Here is a 345-nt window from a genome sequence, read left to right on the forward strand (position 1 = left end):
AGGAAGAAGAGCGGTCCGAGCGAGCCGTAGATGAGGACGGTGGCCGCGTTGGTCACGGAGAACGCGGGGGAGGAGAAGATGCCGATCGGGAGCATCGGATCGGTACTCACCCGCTCCACCAGGACGAACGCGACCAGGGCCGCCGCCCCGGTCGCCGCGCCGACCCACACGGCGGGGGTCGCGCCCACCGCGCCCCACTGGATGAGCGCGTACGTGGTCCCGCCCAGTGCCACGACCCCCAGCAGCGCGCCCGGAAGGTCCAGCCGCCGCCCGGCCGCCTCGTCCCGGGACTCGGGCACCTTCCACCAGGAGATCGCGAGGACCACCGCCGCCAGCGGCAGGGTG

At 73.6% G+C, this 345-nt stretch carries 1 pseudogene; it reads right to left on the reverse strand.

The window, feature by feature from the left end:
- Nucleotides 1-345 (reverse strand): annotated as a pseudogene (locus tag D471_RS0128790) (MFS transporter); the annotation flags it as partial.

The organism is Nocardiopsis lucentensis DSM 44048 (assembly GCF_000341125.1).
In the GTDB taxonomy this organism is placed as follows: domain Bacteria; phylum Actinomycetota; class Actinomycetes; order Streptosporangiales; family Streptosporangiaceae; genus Nocardiopsis; species Nocardiopsis lucentensis.